Here is a 15,356-nt window from a genome sequence, read left to right as displayed (position 1 = left end):
CAAGCAAAACCCTGTCCTAAACCGGAAATCTACAAGTAACATTTTTTCACTCGTCATAGCAATCAACAATAAACTAAGTTATGACATCAACAAAGACTTGGCTACCATCAACCAAGTCTTTTTCTGTTATTCATTTTCAGTTGTAAGGATTTGAAGGGTTTCAAGGAGTTGGTCCACATGGACTTCCACAGTGTCACCTGTGCCCTTGATTTTCACTTCGACGATGCCATCAGCTGCTTTCTTACCAACAGTCACACGGATTGGCAAGCCAATCAAGTCGCTGTCAGAGAATTTAACCCCGACACGCTCATTACGGTCATCTGTCAAGACTTCATAACCTGCACCTACCAAGCTCGCTTCGATAGATTGGGTCAAGGCCATCGCTTCTTCATCTTTAACATTGACTGGAATCAAATGCACATCAAGCGGTGCCAATTCTTTAGGGAAGTTGATGCCCCAAGCGTAACGGTATTCACCTTTTGGTGTCTTGTTGACAAAGAGACGGGCGTGTTGCTCAAGAACGGCTGACAAGAGGCGGCTAACACCGATTCCGTAGCAACCCATGATAATCGGCATAGAACGACCATTCTCATCCAAGATGTTGGCATTCATGCTGTCTGAATAGCGTGTACCGAGTTTGAAGATGTGACCAATCTCGATACCACGGGCAAAGTTGAGAACCCCGTGTCCATCTGGAGAAGGCTCCCCCTCTTTGACTTCGCGAATATCCACATACTCAGTTACTTGGAAATCACGCCCTGCATTGGCACCTGTGTAGTGGAAACCATCTTCGTTGGCACCGACAACAGCATTTTTCACATCTTGAACCTTGCGGTCTGCAATAATTTTGATGTTTTCTGGTAAGCCGACTGGGCCAAGTGAGCCAAAGCCTGCACCGAAGACTTTTTCTGCATCGTCTGGGCTAGCTACATCAAAGAAATCTGCTCCAAGGTGGTTTTTCAACTTGACATCATTCACTTGATCATTGCCGACGAGGAGGGCAACAACTGGCTCACCGTCTGCCATAAAGAGCATGGTTTTGATAGTTTGCTCTTCAGCGACATTCAAGAAGGCCGCAACTTCGTCGATGGTTTTGGCATCTGGCGTCTCTACTTTAACCAAATCTTCTTCGACGACAACTGCTGTACTTGATTTGTACTCGCTAGTTGCCATTTCTAGGTTGGCAGCGTAACCAGATTCGCTAGAGTAGGCGATGGTGTCTTCACCAGACACAGACCATGCCAAGAGTTCTTCCTTGATCGCTTCAAGAACATCCTCTGGGATTTCTTCAAAAGAAGCAACCGACTTGTCCAAGACAACCCAGCGGTCCAGGTCAGTACGGTCTGGTGTAATGGCCATAAACTCCTGGCTATCCTTACCACCCATGGCACCACCGTCACCGATAATGGCCTTGAACTCCAATCCTGCACGAGTGAAGATTGCCTCGTAAGCCGCCTTGTAGTCATCGTAGGTCTGGTCCAAGCTCTCATAACTAGCATGGAAGCTGTAACCGTCTTTCATGATGAACTCGCGACCACGGAGAAGACCGTTACGAGGGCGTTTTTCATCACGATACTTAGATTGGATTTGGTAGATGTTAAGCGGCAACTGTTTGTAAGACTGGACCGCATCACGCGCCAAAAGTGTCACCGTTTCTTCGTGGGTCGGACCCAAGATAAAGTCAGAACCTTCGCGGTTTTTGAGTTTGTAAAGATCGTCGCCATATGTTTCGTAACGACCTGACTCACGCCAGATATCTGCTGACAAAAGTGCTGGCGCTAAAAATTCAATAGCATCAATTTTGTCAAACTCCTCACGCATGATATTTTTTGCTTTTTCAATCACACGGTTAGCCAATGGCAAGTAGCTGTAAATACCAGCAGAAATCTGACGGACATAACCCGCACGTAACATCAAAGCGTGGCTAATCACCGACGCATCCGAAGGCATCTCCCGCAAAGTAGGGATAATCATTTTAGACTGTTTCATATTAAGATATAAGTGCGTTAAGAAAACGAAACGAAAATAGGAAACCTAATGCCGTGCCTTTGGCACTAGGCAGGTTTACACCTAACGGTAACCGTAGCTGTAATCAACTAAAGTTGAAACACCTACGTTTCTTTTTCGTAAAGTTTTTAGCACGCATTCAATTCCTTTCATCTTTTGTTTATCAGGAATGCACAGGTCTCAGCCCGTGTTCAATTCCTTTCGTAGTTTACTTGACTGGAAGACAAAGAATTAACTTTTCAACCCCCTCGCTGACGCTCGAGTTCAAATATGAAAACTCTCTGTTCCTTTCTTTTTCGTATTTTTTCAGAACATCCTGCGTTTAGCACGCATTCAATTCCTTTCATAAATTTCAAATTATCTTAGAAGAAGACTCTTATAATATCATTCCAAGTGACTACTATCATAAGAACCACCATAACGGCTACACCTGCTAGAGTGATATAAGATTCCGTCTCTGGTTTGAGTGGTTTTCTGCGAATGGCTTCTAGGATATTCATCACAATCTTACCACCATCCAAGGCTGGAATTGGAATCAAATTGAAGATTCCAAGGTTAATGGAGAGCGCAGCCATCAGCCCCAACACAGAGACCAAACCAAACTCAGCCGCTTGAGAACTTACTTTATAAATAGCAACCGGTCCCCCCAACTGCTTAACATCAAAGTTTGCAATTAGGTTCTTCAAAGCTGTTACAACCCTAAGAGCTGTCGCACCCGCTTCTTGGAAACCACCGACAATTTTATCAACGAAACCAGTTTTCAAAATCGGTGAAATACCTATTCGATAGGCCCCATCTACTTGTTCAGCAATAACGGAGACATGACGGTTTTTCCCATCATGCTCAACGACCAAATCAAAGCTTGGGGCTGTTGTTGCATCTGTCGCTGCTTTGCTAATAATCGTTGCAACTTCTGTGTAGCTGTCTGTCGTGTTCCCATTGACCGAAAGAATCTTGTCCCCTGTGACAACACCTGCCGCCTGCAAAGCACCACCTTCAGTAATACTTACTGCATTGCTTGATGGGTTGGCAACCCCGCCTTGCATGAAGAACAAAATAATAAATACTAGAATCCCTAAAATAAAGTTATTCATGGGACCCGCAAAGTTGGTCATCAACCGTCCCCAGACTGTCGCATTTTGATACTGAACATCAAGTGGAGCAATCCGAACTTCTGTTCCATCTTCCTCTACAATCGTGGCATCGTGATCAACCTTATAGGTCTTGCTTTCTTCCAAGACCAAGCCTGTGATTTCCAATTTTTCTTCAAAGTCAAAACTGGTTACATTCATTGGCAAACTGAGACTATCCAGTTGCTTACCAGACAAATTAATCCGCGTCACAACACCAGCTTCATTCAGGCTGAGACTGGCAGGACTACCTGTCTTAATCTCTGTCTTATCTTCACCCCATCCAGCCATTCGAACATAGCCACCTAGGGGAAGGATACGGATGGTGTAAAGTGTCCCATCCTTACCTGTATGAGCGAAAATTTTGGGACCCATCCCAATCGCAAATTCCCTCACAAGGATACCAGCTTTCTTGGCAAAGTAGAAATGACCAAATTCATGGACAACCACAATCACACCAAATATAAATATAAATGCTAAAATTCCCTTCATAGTACCTCCTTAAAATAATCCAAAGAAGTGCATGATTGGAAAGACAAAAATCATACCGTCAAAACGATCCAGGATACCACCGTGTCCTGGAATAATTCTTCCAGAATCCTTCACACCAAAATGGCGTTTAATAGCACTTTCTACTAAATCTCCGAATTGTGAGAATATCGAGAAAATCACAACTAACAACAACATCATGCCAAATGAATAGCCAGCCAACAAGGACTTATCGACAATCAAGAAAATGATAGCAACTACCACCGCAGAAAGAATACCGCCTACAAAGCCTTCAACCGTTTTATTCGGTGAAACCTTCGGCAATAATTTTCTCCGACCAATCTGACGACCGATTAAGTAGGCACCAATGTCTGTTGCCCAGACTAAACAGAGGGCAAAGAAGACTTTATTGAGCCCATCCATACGAGCCAGTATCAAACTATGAAAGCCGATACCAACATAGAAACTTGATGCAATTGGAAAGACCACATCGGAATAGTTGTAATGACCGATATTAAAAACCGTCGAACCAAGCAGTAAAAATACTACAATGGCGTAGGCTGTGTAATTTCCATCCGTCGGTAAAAATGTCAGATAATTCTGGAGCGGAAGAGCCAAGACTAAACTGGCCAACATAGCTAAGACACCCTCGATAGAATTTGGTGCTAGGCGATGCATTTTAATCAATTCAGCCGTAGCAATGATGGCTAACAGGCCTACAAAAAATTGAAATGCCATCCCACCAGCCAACAAAAAGGGAATGAAAATAGCTAGAGCAATGCCGCCAAATATCACTCGTTTCTGTAAATCGTTTGTCATACCTTCTCCTTATACACCGCCAAAACGTCTGTGGCGACGGTTGTATTCTTTAATCGCTAATTTAAGTGCTTCTCCATCAAAATCAGGCCAAGCAATATCTGTAAAGTACAGCTCGCTGTAGGCTGTTTGCCACGGTAGGAAGTTGCTAAGACGAAGTTCACCACTTGTACGGATAACTAGATCGGGATCGCGTAACGTTGGTGATAAGGTTCCTGTATAGAGGTAATCCGCTATTAATTTCTCGTCAATATCTCCAGGATTGAACTTGGCATCCAAGATATCTTGCGCAATAGCCTTGACTGCGCGAGTCACCTCATCACGACCGCCATAGTTAAGAGCGAAGTTGAGAATCAAACCAGTGTTACTCTTTGTCTTTTGTTCGGCTTTATAAAGCGCATTGAGAGTCGGGACAGGAAGTTTTGAATGGTCACCAATCATCTGAATTTTGACATTATTGGCATGGAGTTCAGGAACATACTTATCATAAAACTCCACAGGTAGATTCATAATAAACTTCACTTCTTTTTCCGGTCGAGACCAGTTTTCTGTAGAAAAGGCATAGACAGTTAACACCTTTACTCCCAAATCAGAAGCCGTCTTGGTAACCTTTTGAAGTGCATCCATACCAGCCTTATGCCCCATAATACGTGGCTGCATCCGCTTTTTCGCCCAACGGCCATTGCCATCCATAATCACAGCGATATGTTTAGGGACTTCAATTGCAGTTTCAATGCTTTCTTTCTTTTTAAAATTAAATTTAAACATGGTATTTTCCTTATTGTATAATCGTTTCATTATACCATATTTTTACCTAGGATAGCAAAAATCAGGCAGGGCTAAAACAAGAGAAAACCAAGGTTTCCCTCGGTTTTTCATCCTTATTCTTCAATTGCAGCTTCTGGAGTTGCTTCTGTCGTTTCAACTGCCACTTCTTCAACAACTGCAGATGTAGTACCTGAACTTGCTACACGATTACGAATAGCACCACGTTCAAATGTCAAGTAAACACCATCAACATCGAGAACAACCTTTTTATCATCGATTTCATCGACAATACCAAATAGCCCACCAATGGTCACAATTTCATCACCTTTTTTGATTTGATTTAGTGCTTCTTGACGTTGTTTTTGTTGTTTACGTTGCGAATAGAACATAAAACCAATCATGGCAACCATGACAAGCGGCAAAAATAAACCTTCCATTTGTTTACCTCTTTTATTGTTTGATAAGCATGATTATATCAAATTCTGGACAAGAAAGCAAAGTTCGACCAAACAGAAAAAGACCGAACTTTCGTTCAGTCTTCGCACATTATTTTGCGCTCCATACACTCTCAAGGATGTTGGTCTGTTCACGACCAGGTCCTACTGAGAAGGTTGAGATACGAACGCCTACCAATTCGCTGATACGACGAACATAGTTGCGAGCCGCTTCTGGCAATTCATCCAGGCTACGTACACCTGTGATGTCTTCAGACCAACCTGGCATTTCTTCGTAGATTGGTTTGCAACGTTTGAGTTGCTCCAAACTTGCTGGGTAGTGGTCAATACGCTCACCATCCAAGTCATAAGCCACGCAGATTTTCAAGGTCTCAAGACCTGACAAGACGTCAATCGAGTTGAGGGACAAGTTGGTAATACCTGACACACGGCGGCTATGGCGCATCACCACTGAGTCAAACCAACCGACACGGCGTGGACGGCCAGTTGTCGTACCGTACTCTTTACCGATTTCGCGGATACGGTCTCCGATTTCATCGTGCAATTCAGTTGGGAATGGTCCGTCACCAACACGGCTAGTGTAGGCCTTACATACACCAACAACCTTGTCAATCTTGCTTGGACCGACACCGCTACCGATGGTCACACCACCAGCAACTGGGTTTGAAGAAGTAACGAATGGATAGGTACCTTGGTCAATATCCAACATAACCCCTTGCGCACCCTCAAACAAGACACGTTTGCCTTGGTCGAGGGCATCGTTCAAGATAACAGAGGTATCTGTTACATACTTTTTGATTTCTTGACCATAAGCGTAGTATTCTTCAAAGATTTCGTCAAACTCAATCGGAGTTGACTCATACATCTTCTCAAACAAACGGTTTTTCTCAGCCAGGTTTGTTTTCAAACGCTCCGCAAAAATCTCCTTGTCCAAGAGGTCTGCGATACGGATACCAACACGCGCAGCCTTGTCCATGTAGGCTGGACCGATACCCTTGTTGGTTGTACCAATCTTGTTCTCACCTTTAGACTCTTCTTGCAACTGGTCCAATTTGATGTGATAAGGCAAGATAACATGTGCGCGGTCTGAAATCCGCAAATTATCTGTCGTCACACCTGAATCATGGAGATAGTTGATTTCCTTCACCAAAGATTTTGGATTGACAACTACGCCATTTCCGATAACCGAAATCTTTTCTGGGAAGAAAATTCCAGACGGAATCAAGTGCAACTTATACTTGGTACCGTCGATAACGATAGTATGTCCTGCATTATCTCCACCTTGATAACGTGCGATTACTTCAGCATTAGCAGACAAGAAGTCTGTAATTTTACCCTTACCTTCGTCGCCCCACTGGGTTCCTACAACAACTACTGATGTCATATTCACTCTTTCTCTGAACTGGCTAACCAGCCCAGCCTTTCTTCTACTTCTGGCAGGAATCTCACCTGCAAGTTTCGTTTTACACACTATTCTATCAAAAAACGAACATTTTTTCAAGAAATTCCAATAATTTCATATATGGCGAATGTTTTTATTTTTTTAAAAGTATATTTCAAAAAAATCCGATTAAACACACGAGATAGACATGTGTAAATATGCTTTTGACAGAGAAATCCGAAGTCTTTGTTTGCTTTCAGTGATTTTCAGTACATTTTTCACCAGAAACGTAGCAGAAATTTGTATTTGCCCTCCAATCTAGATAAAATTGGAATAAGACTTTGACAGAAATATAAAGGACTTAGTATGTTACAAAAATTATCACCAAACAGCCCCATTCTTCAGGCTACTTTTGGAATTGAGCGCGAATCACTTCGCATCAATTCAAACCACAGAGTTGCACAAACTCCCCATCCTCATAAACTGGGTTCTCGTAGCTTCCACCCCTATATCCAGACAGACTACAGCGAGCCACAGTTAGAGTTGATTACACCAATCGCTCAGTCGACAAAGGAAGCTCGTCGCCTACTGGGAGCCATTACAGATGTTGCCGCACGTTCTATGGACAGGCAAGAATACCTCTGGCCCCTATCCATGCCACCTGTGATTTCAGAAGAAGAAATCCAAATTGCTCAACTAGATAGCGACTATGAGTACCAATATCGTGTCGGTTTGGGAGAACGCTATGGCAAGCTCGTCCAGTCTATGTCTGGCATCCATTATAATTTTGAATTAGGAAAAGACTTAACCCAACAACTTTTTGAATTAAGCAAGGAAACAGACTTTATCGCATTCAAAAATACCCTCTACCTCAAATTAGCACAAAACTTCCTCAACTATCGGTGGCTCTTAACCTACCTATATGGGGCAAGTAGCCTAGCCGAAAAAGGATTCCTAACCACGGAAGTCGGTTGCGTCCGTTCCATTCGTAATTCCAAGTACGGCTATGTCAACTCCGATGATGTTCATATTTCCTTTTCTTCTCTCGAACAGTACGTGGCCGACATCGAACAAGCTGTCCAATCTGGTCAACTATCCGCTGAGAAGGAATTTTACTCTTCCGTCCGACTACGTGGAGCAAAGACTAGCCGTGACTACCTCAGCAAGGGGATTTCTTATTTAGAATTCCGGTCCTTCGACCTGAACCCCTATGACCCGCTTGCTATTAGTCAAGAAACCCTTGATACAGTCCACCTCTTTATCTTATCTCTTCTTTGGCTAGACCAACTGACAGATGTTGATAACACCTTAGCAAAAGCAGATAAACTTAACAATCTCATCGCCCTCAGTCACCCACACACACCTCTACCTAACGATGCCGATGCCACGCCAATCTTGACGGCCATGAAAGCCATAGTTCTACACTTTGGACTGGATGACTACTATGGCCAACTCATTGCACATGCGGAGGCAGCACTTCAAGACCCTCGTTTGACCCTTTCCGGAAAAATAGCAGAGCAGGTTGAAGATGGGTCTCTAGAAAAGTTCGGTCAGCAGCAAGGCAAGACTTTCCATGAATACGCTTGGACAGCCCCTTACGCCCTCAAGGGCTATGAAAACATGGAACTCTCCACCCAGATGATTCTCTTTGACGCCATTCAGCTGGGCTTGAACGTGGAGATTTTGGATGAAGAAGACCAATTTCTCAAACTCTGGCATGGTAACCATGTCGAGTACATCAAAAATGGCAACATGACTTCGAAGGACAATTACGTCATTCCTCTAGCCATGGCCAACAAGGTCGTGACTAAGAAAATCTTGGACCAGGCTGGTTTTCCAGTACCTGCGGGAGCTGAATTTGCTAACAAGACAGATGCCCTGCGGTACTACGGGCAGGTAGCCAGCTCTGCTATTGTTGTCAAACCAAAATCTACCAACTTCGGCCTTGGCATCTCTATCTTCCAGGAGCCAGCCAGCCTTGCGGACTATGAAAAAGCCCTGGACATCGCCTTTTCGGAAGATAGCCATGTGCTTGTGGAGGAATTCGTGGCGGGAACCGAGTACCGTTTCTTCATCCTTGATGGCAAGTGCGAGGCTGTCCTGCTCCGCGTCGCGGCCAATGTCGTGGGGGACGGTAGCTCAACCATCCGTGAATTGGTGGACCAAAAAAACCAAGATCCACTGCGAGGGCGTGACCACCGTTCACCGCTGGAGATCATTAACTTGGGCGACATCGAACTGCTTATGTTGGAGCAACAAGGCTACACACCCGATACAGTTTTGCCAGAGGGCGTTCAAGCCTTTCTGCGTGGCAATTCCAATATCTCAACGGGTGGCGACTCCATCGATATGACTGACCAGATGGACGAGTCCTACAAGCAACTGGCCGCTGATATGGCGACTGCTATGGGAGCTTGGGCTTGCGGTGTGGACTTGATTATCCCCGACCGCACCAAGCCAGCCAGCAAAGACAAGCCCAACTGCACCTGTATTGAGCTCAACTTCAACCCTGCCATGTACCTGCACACCTATACTTACGCAGGACCTGGACAGAGCATTACACCGAAGATTTTGAAAAAATTATTTCCAGAGCTATAGTTTCCCATTTTCCTTACTTTGTTAGTACTTACTTCAAAGGTTCGTGGAACTTTTGAAGGCCGGAGATAGGGCAAAGCGAGTTCGCCTCAATAGCGGCAGGTTGCTAGAACATTCTAGGTTGGAAATCAGACTTACCTCTCTATAAAGTACGGCAAAGCGAGTTCAAACAAACCAGTGGATTGTTTGAAGCGGAAAAGGCAGAAACGAAGTCCCTCTTGCGCCGAAGTAAAAAAGTCAACTAAAGGACTATATATCTGCTTTGCCCCTTTCTTCCTTCACAAAACCTCCCAACTAATGTTAAACAAAATGAATATGGCACCAAGATAATCATTTATATCTCGGTGCTTTTTTATGAACCAATTCCTAGTATCCAATCTAATCGTTCGTTATTTGTTTTGTTTCCCAATGTATTTTTACTATTTCATTTGATTTTTTAAAAATATCCGTATTATATCCAGAAAAAGTATTCCAAACGACTCATTTTTTGTTAAACTATATGTATATAACAACCGCAGACGTTTTGATAACGTCCATATATAACAAAAAGGAGTTTTATATGAAGATTAGAAACCGTTCTCTCTTCTATACCGTAGGTTCTGTAGCGGTAACAGCCGGACTCTTGCTTAGTCTCGCCACTTCGCCCATACCATCTGTGCACGCTACTGAAGTGGCGATAGAGAATTATCCGTCACTTGCAATAACCAAGTCGGAAGTCACGATACAAGGCTATCTTATTGCACCACTTAATAGTAGCGGAACCGCTTTTGACGCTACCAACAAAACAAATTTAGCCCTTGGTGCAAGCATGGATACTGCGGCCGCCGACACTATCCCTATTCAACTAAAGGAACCACTTCGCAGCCAATTCAACCTCGTTGATCATCCCGAACTAGTCGGAAAATTGGTTCGCATCACAGGAACTAGCGATACATACATGAAGCGAGCTGGGATCAAACCAGCTACAGCGATTGAAATCGTAGATTCATCTTCTACTAATGTTCAGCCACCAACAAGTGAAAATACGACTACCGAGTCAAGTGACCTTGTTTCTACACCGATTGCTACTGTTCGTTCCGGTGCACAAGGAACAGAGTACACAGTCTCTGGTAAAATTATTAGCCTAGTAAACAGTTGGGGAGGAAATGGTTTTTACCTCCAGGGTTCTGACGGTGTTGGTATCTATATCTACCCTGGGGCTGCCTTGGGCTATCAGCCTGGTGATACAGTCCAATTAACAGGAACATTGGGTGAGTATAAAGGCGAACTCCAACTAACCACAGTTAGCAACCACAAGGCTATATCTGAGAATTTCAACGCTCCCATTACAGAAACAAACATCGCTCAGTTAGCAACGCAAGCACAGGCAACACTAGTTTCTCTAAAAAACTTGACTGTCGGAGATATTCAAAGCGATAGCTATCAAAATTCTACCTTTACCGTAACTGATTCCGAGGGACAAACTGTGGATGTGCGTTTAGATAGTCGAACAGGTATCAAAACGGCTGATCTTTTGAACCATATCAACAAGGGAGATAAGATTAATCTAACCGCTATTTTATCCACCTATAATGGAAAAATACAATTAAAACCATTTGACCTTTCTCATTTTGAAGTCGTTGAAAAGGCAACAACAGAAACAGCACCTGGCAAGACCGAAACTGTAACAGTCGGTCACATTCAAGGTGCAAGTCACCAATCACCTCTAACCAATCAATCTGTGATTCTTAAAAACGTCGTAGTAACCTACGTTACCTCTGCCAATAACTTCTACGTACAAGATGTCACACCAGATGGAGACGTCAAAACATCTGACGGTATTAATATTTTTACTGACAAATTAAAAACAAATGTCAAGGTAGGAGATCTTGTCACTATCGCAGGACGTGTAGAAGAATACCTCGGAAAAGGTTATACAGAACGTGGGGAAACAGACTTAACCATCACACAAATTCGAGCTACTGAAGTAACTGTGGATGGGACTGCACCTGTACCATCTCCTATAGTCCTTGGTCTTGATCGGACCATCCCAGCAGATATTATTGACAACGACGGTTTGGCTCAATTTGATCCAGAACAAGATGCGCTCGATTTCTGGGAATCCGTTGAAGGCATGGTGGTTGCCGTGGATGATGCAAAAATCCTTGGTCCACTAAAAAACAAGGAAATCTATGTCACTCCTGCCACTAGTCAACTTCCTTTAAATAATGTTGGAGGCGTCAACCTTCGCCCTGAAGGGAATAATACCAATATCATTCCACTCCTTTTGAAAAATGGAAAACAGATTGTCAAATCAGGAGACTATTTCACCGGTCGTATCGCTGGACCAGTTACCTACTCTTACACCAATTATAAAGTCTATGTAGATGATAGCACCCTTCCAACCTTGCACGAAGGAGCTACAAAACCAGAAACAACAACCATTATCCCAAATGATGACAAGCTGACTATCGCTTCTTATAACATTGAAAACTTTTCTGCTGACAGTAAGTCAACATCAGACGCTAAAGTCCAACGCATTGCCAAATCCTTTGTTTCAGACCTACATTCTCCAGATATTATCGGATTGATTGAAGTGCAGGACAACAACGGTGCTACAAATGACGGCACAACTGATGCTAGTAAGAGTGCTGAGCGCCTAATTGCAGCCATTCAAGCAGCCGGCGGACCAACCTATACCTATGTGGATATTGCTCCTGAAAACAACAAAGACGGCGGACAGGAAGGAGGCAATATTCGCGTCGGTTTCCTCTACAACTCAAAACGTGTCAGCCTATCTGACAAACCAATCGGTACCGCAACACAGGCAGTTGCATGGGAAAACGGCGAACTCAATCTCAGCCTGGGCCGAATCGACCCAACCAACCCTGCTTGGGCAGCTGTCCGCAAAACACTTGCAGCTGAATTCGTCTTCAAAGGTGAGAAAGTCGTTGTCCTTGCCAACCATCTCAACTCAAAACGCGGTGACAATGGTCTCTACGGAAAAATCCAACCTGTCAGCTTCAAGTCCGAAGAAAAACGCCACATACTAGCACAAACTATCGCTGACTTTACAAAAGCAGGCTTAGCTCAAAATCCAAATGCTAATATCGTTATGCTAGGCGACTTCAATGACTATGAATTTACTAAAACCATAGAAATTTTAGAAACAGGAGGAATGGCTAACCTCGTTAGTCGTCACGATGCATCAGATCGCTTCTCTTACTTCTATAACGGAAACAATCAGTCTCTTGACAATATGCTAGTATCAACTAACTTGTTGGAGCGCTATGCCTTTGATATGGTCCATGTCAATTCAGCCTTTATGGAAGAACATGGCAGAGCTTCTGACCACGATCCACTATTGGTACAACTGGATGTGACAAAGGCACAAGAACCAACTCAACCAGAACCAAGCGACAAGCAGACAGATGACTCAGGAACAGTCAATAATAGTGATGACAATGGTACGACCAACAATAACAAGCCAACAAATCTTTCAACTTCTAATCAAACAGCTGTAAATGCTGATGACCGTTCTGGCGCTACAGACAAGGGACAAACAACCGTGACCCCTACTGCCAAAAACAGTCAAAAGAAAATCCTTCCAAAGACAGGAGGAGAAACAAGCTTTGTACTTATCACAATCGGTCTCGTAATCTTGAGCGCCTGCCTTGTCAAAAAACAAAAAGAATCCTAATCATTTTTTGAGCTTGAAAGCATGACTTTCAGGCTCATTTTTCTACTGCTCCACCTCCACTTGTGCTATAATTAAAGTTATGGATAAAATTATTAAAACACTATCAAAGAGCGGGCATTTCCGTGCCTTTGTGCTAGATAGCACAGAAACCGTGAAAACAGCCCAAGAAAAACACGACACCATGGCTTCATCAACCGTTGCTCTGGGTCGCACCCTCATTGCCAATCAGATTTTGGCTGCCAATGAAAAAGGCGACACCAAGATCACCCTGAAAATCTTGGCCAGCGGTGCTGTTGGGGCTATCATCTCCGTTGCCAATACCAAAGGACAGGTCAAGGGCTACATTCAAAATCCAGACTTAGACTACAAACGGACGGCGACTGGCGAAGTCATCGTTGGGCCTCTCGTGGGCAATGGTCAATTCCTAGTTATCACAGACTACGGAACAGGTCATCCTTACAACTCCATGACACCCTTAATCTCTGGTGAAATCGGTGAAGACTTTGCCTATTTCTTGACAGACAGCCAGCAGACCCCATCTGCGGTGGGGCTCAATGTATTGCTGGACGAGGAAGACAAGGTCAAGGTAGCTGGTGGCTTCTTGCTACAAGTTTTACCAGGCGCGACCGAGGCTGAAATTGCCCGTTTCGAGAAACGCATCCAAGAAATGCCTGCCATTTCAAGCTTGCTGGCTTCTGAAAACCACATGGAAGCTCTGCTATCCGCCATTTATGGCGACGACGACTTCAAACGCCTGTCAGAAGAAGAAATCGGTTTTGTCTGCGACTGCTCTAAAGACCGCTTCCTCGATGCTCTAGCAAGCTTGCCAAAAGCGGACCTGCAAGAGATGAAAGAAGAAGACAAGGGCGTGGACATCACCTGTCAATTCTGCCAGACCCATTACCACTTTGACGAAAACGATTTGGAGGAACTCATCAATGGCTAATCTCAATACCCCTTTTATGATTGGTGATGTGGAAATCCCCAATCGCTGCGTGCTGGCCCCAATGGCCGGCGTGACCAACTCGGCCTTCCGTACCATTGCCAAAGAAATGGGCGCAGGTCTAGTCGTTATGGAAATGATTTCTGAAAAAGGCCTTCTCTACAACAACGAGAAGACCCTCCACATGCTCCATATCGACGACAACGAATACCCTATGTCCATCCAGCTTTTCGGTGGCGATGCCGAAGGACTAAAACGGGCTGCCGACTTCATCCAGACCAATACCAAGGCTAATATCGTAGATATTAACATGGGCTGCCCTGTCAACAAGGTCGTTAAAAACGAAGCTGGTGCCAAGTGGCTCAAGGACCCTGACAAAATTTACCACATCATCAAGGAAGTGACCTCGGTCCTCGATATTCCCTTGACTGTTAAAATGCGGACGGGTTGGAACAATACCGACCTAGCGGTCGAAAATGCCCTGGCCGCAGAAAGTGCCGGTGTGGCTGCCCTGGCCATGCACGGACGGACCCGCGAGCAGATGTACACAGGAACCGTTGACCTGGAAACCCTCACCAAGGTAGCTGGCAGCCTGACCAAGATTCCTTTCATCGCAAACGGAGACATCCGCAATGTAGAAGATGCCCGCCAGCGAATCGAAGAAGTCGGTGCCGATGCTGTCATGGTCGGACGGACTGCCATGGGAAATCCTTATATATTCAATCAAATCAACCACTATCTTGAAACAGGAGAAGTCCTGCCCGACCTCTCCTTTGACGACAAACTCAATGTCGCCTTCGACCACCTGACCCGATTGACCAATCTTAAGGGTGAGTCCATTGCCGTTCGTGAATTCCGTGGTCTTGCTCCTCACTACCTCCGTGGCTCAGCAGGTGCAGCCAAGATCCGTGGAGCTGTTGCCCGAGCAGAGACTATCGAGCAGGTCCAAGAACTCTTTGACCAAGCACGAGAAGCCTATCAAGAACGGATTGCTAAATAAGATAAACTGGCAGGTTAAAACTCGCTAACAATGAAACAGAAAAACGCATAAAACCAAGGTTATGACCTGATTTTATGCGTTTTTTTCTGTATG

At 44.4% G+C, this 15,356-nt stretch carries 10 protein-coding genes; 4 read left to right on the top strand and 6 right to left on the bottom strand.

What is annotated here, in order from left to right; translation table 11 throughout:
* Positions 1 to 126 precede the first annotated feature (126 nt).
* From ODU41_RS00285 to ODU41_RS00260, 6 genes are all read right to left on the bottom strand, one after another.
* Positions 127 to 1,989: a proline--tRNA ligase gene (locus ODU41_RS00285; protein WP_136581584.1), complete on the bottom strand. Its 1,863-nt coding sequence runs from the start codon at positions 1,987 to 1,989 to the stop codon at positions 127 to 129.
* A gap of 380 nt (positions 1,990 to 2,369) precedes the next feature.
* Positions 2,370 to 3,629 carry an RIP metalloprotease RseP gene (rseP, locus tag ODU41_RS00280; RefSeq protein WP_044669609.1) on the bottom strand — a complete coding sequence of 420 codons (1,260 nt, stop codon included), beginning with the start codon at positions 3,627 to 3,629 and terminating at the stop codon, positions 2,370 to 2,372.
* Between the two features lie 9 nt (positions 3,630 to 3,638).
* Positions 3,639 to 4,445: a phosphatidate cytidylyltransferase gene (locus ODU41_RS00275; protein WP_136581585.1), complete on the bottom strand. Its 807-nt coding sequence runs from the start codon at positions 4,443 to 4,445 to the stop codon at positions 3,639 to 3,641.
* A 9-nt stretch (positions 4,446 to 4,454) separates the two neighbouring features.
* The gene (locus tag ODU41_RS00270; RefSeq protein ID WP_044685637.1) at positions 4,455 to 5,210 is read right to left on the bottom strand and encodes an isoprenyl transferase; all 756 of its coding nucleotides are present in this window, start codon (positions 5,208 to 5,210) and stop codon (positions 4,455 to 4,457) included.
* A gap of 113 nt (positions 5,211 to 5,323) precedes the next feature.
* Positions 5,324 to 5,647, bottom strand: coding sequence for a preprotein translocase subunit YajC (gene yajC / locus ODU41_RS00265; RefSeq protein ID WP_013730587.1), 324 nt, complete (start codon positions 5,645 to 5,647; stop codon positions 5,324 to 5,326).
* A 109-nt stretch (positions 5,648 to 5,756) separates the two neighbouring features.
* Positions 5,757 to 7,049 carry an adenylosuccinate synthase gene (locus tag ODU41_RS00260; RefSeq protein WP_002940128.1) on the bottom strand — a complete coding sequence of 431 codons (1,293 nt, stop codon included), beginning with the start codon at positions 7,047 to 7,049 and terminating at the stop codon, positions 5,757 to 5,759.
* Between the two features lie 363 nt (positions 7,050 to 7,412).
* Here ODU41_RS00260 and gshAB point away from each other — a divergent pair, with 363 nt between their 5' ends.
* From gshAB to dusB, 4 genes are all read left to right on the top strand, one after another.
* Complete coding sequence (gene gshAB, locus ODU41_RS00255; RefSeq protein WP_398578522.1) at positions 7,413 to 9,644, top strand: bifunctional glutamate--cysteine ligase GshA/glutathione synthetase GshB; 2,232 nt, start codon at positions 7,413 to 7,415, stop codon at positions 9,642 to 9,644.
* Positions 9,645 to 10,200: 556 nt separating this feature from the next.
* Positions 10,201 to 13,320, top strand: coding sequence for a DUF6359 domain-containing protein (locus ODU41_RS00250; protein ID WP_398578521.1), 3,120 nt, complete (start codon positions 10,201 to 10,203; stop codon positions 13,318 to 13,320).
* Between the two features lie 79 nt (positions 13,321 to 13,399).
* Positions 13,400 to 14,266, top strand: coding sequence for an Hsp33 family molecular chaperone HslO (gene hslO, locus ODU41_RS00245; protein ID WP_014638696.1), 867 nt, complete (start codon positions 13,400 to 13,402; stop codon positions 14,264 to 14,266).
* On the top strand, positions 14,259 to 15,263 hold the full coding sequence (gene dusB, locus ODU41_RS00240; protein WP_024386122.1) for a tRNA dihydrouridine synthase DusB: 1,005 nt from the start codon (positions 14,259 to 14,261) through the stop codon (positions 15,261 to 15,263). Before hslO ends, dusB begins: the two co-directional genes overlap by 8 nt.
* Positions 15,264 to 15,356 lie beyond the last annotated feature (93 nt).

The sequence above is a fragment of the Streptococcus sp. 2022WUSS083 genome (genome assembly GCF_044427155.1).
GTDB lineage: Bacteria > Bacillota > Bacilli > Lactobacillales > Streptococcaceae > Streptococcus > Streptococcus hashimotonensis.
This window is presented reverse-complemented; position numbering and strand designations above follow the sequence as displayed.